Source organism: Haloferax sp. s1 (genome assembly GCF_058382125.1).
In genome coordinates this window covers 1-1,341 of sequence record NZ_JBZRPK010000142.1, presented here as the reverse complement: position 1 = coordinate 1,341, position 1,341 = coordinate 1, and the positions used below count along the sequence as shown (strand labels likewise).

2 protein-coding genes are annotated in these 1,341 nt (G+C 63.6%); one reads left to right on the top strand and one right to left on the bottom strand.

All coding sequences use genetic code 11. From position 1 onward, the window contains the following. Window positions 1-105: 105 nt before the first annotated feature. The gene (locus QT222_RS01045; protein WP_004572496.1) at window positions 106-381 is read right to left on the bottom strand and encodes a ribonuclease P protein component 4; all 276 of its coding nucleotides are present in this window, start codon (window positions 379-381) and stop codon (window positions 106-108) included. A gap of 97 nt (window positions 382-478) precedes the next feature. Between QT222_RS01045 and QT222_RS01040 the strand changes: the two genes are divergently transcribed. After that, on the top strand, window positions 479-1,341 hold an 863-nt coding region (locus QT222_RS01040; RefSeq protein ID WP_491476017.1), incomplete at its 3' end, for a glycosyltransferase family 4 protein.

Here is a 1,341-nt window from a genome sequence, read left to right as displayed (position 1 = left end):
CTGCTACTATGTGCGAGAAGGCATCAATAGTAAGGCTTCGGCGGCCGTTTGGGGGTCACCCGCACGCGAAGCCGCGAAAGCAGCCGACAGAATCGAGTTATGGAGTCAGTACGGGTAGCGTTTGGTCGCCCCGCAGTCACACCTGACGACGACGTGACCGCCCGACTGCGTCCGGACGCGAGCGTTGACTCCCGGGCGGAGATACGCATCGCACTCATCACAGGTAAAGCGGCGGAACTCTCTGGGCAGGCCGCAGCGATTCCGCTCTGCGACCCGGCGCGCGAGGCGAACGTACTCGCGGGCACGTTCGTGGTCCCGGTCGCTCGCCGCCTCGCGGGCGAGTTCGTGGAGTCGGTCGATACGCTCCTCCGCGATGCTCATACTCGTTGGGGAGCGTGGCCCGAACAAAGACGTTCCGAACTGAGACGACAAAACTGGAAGCCGGTAGGGTCAAATCCCGTCCGAAAAAACGGCGACTGTGCGCGTCTTGAACTACCTCGAGCTCTCCTCGCAGCTCGACCGGAGCGGCATCGGAACCTCCACCGACCAACAGCGAGCGGCTCTCGCGACGACCGACGTTGAGGTCATTACCTCACCATGGCCGGAGCCGACCGTCTCAGGTGCCGCCGAACTCCTGCGAGGGGATGGGGTCTTCCGCGACTACGACGTGGCCCACTGCAATCTCATCGGGCCGGGGTCCGTCGCTGTTGCCCGACACGCCAAGCGAAACGACATCCCGCTCGTCCTCCACTCGCACGTCACGCGCGAGGACTTCGCCGAGAGCTTCCGCGGGTCGACCGCCGTCGCACCCGCCCTCGGGAAGTATCTCAAGTGGTTCTACTCGCAAGCCGACGTGGTGCTCTGCCCCTCGAAGTACACGAAGGGCATCCTCGAATCCTACCCGGTCGACGCCCCGATTCGACCCATGTCGAACGGCGTCGATGCCGAGGCGCTCGAAGGGTTCGAAGACCTCCGCGACGAGTACCGCGAGAAGTTCGACCTCGACGGCATGGTCGTGTTCGCGGTCGGCAGCGTCTTCGAGCGGAAAGGTCTCACCACGTTCTGTAACGTCGCCAAAGAAACGGACTACGACTTCGCGTGGTTCGGCAAGTACGACTCCGGCCCGCACGCCTCGAAGGCGGTCAAATACTGGGTCAACAACGCCCCGGAGAACGTTACCTTCACCGGCTGGGTCGACGACATCCGCGGCGCGTTCGGTGCCGGCGACGTGTATCTCTTCCCGACGAAAAACGAGAATCAGGGCATCGCCGTCCTCGAAGCGATGGCGTGCGGAAAGGCGGTCGTCATCCGCGACATCCCCGTGTTCGAGGAGTTCTACAC

What these genes read in the sequence shown, in the direction of transcription:
- QT222_RS01045 (WP_004572496.1), bottom strand. Translation starts at nt 381, where the DNA reads ATGAGCATCGCGGAGGAGCGTATCGACCGACTCCACGAACTCGCCCGC.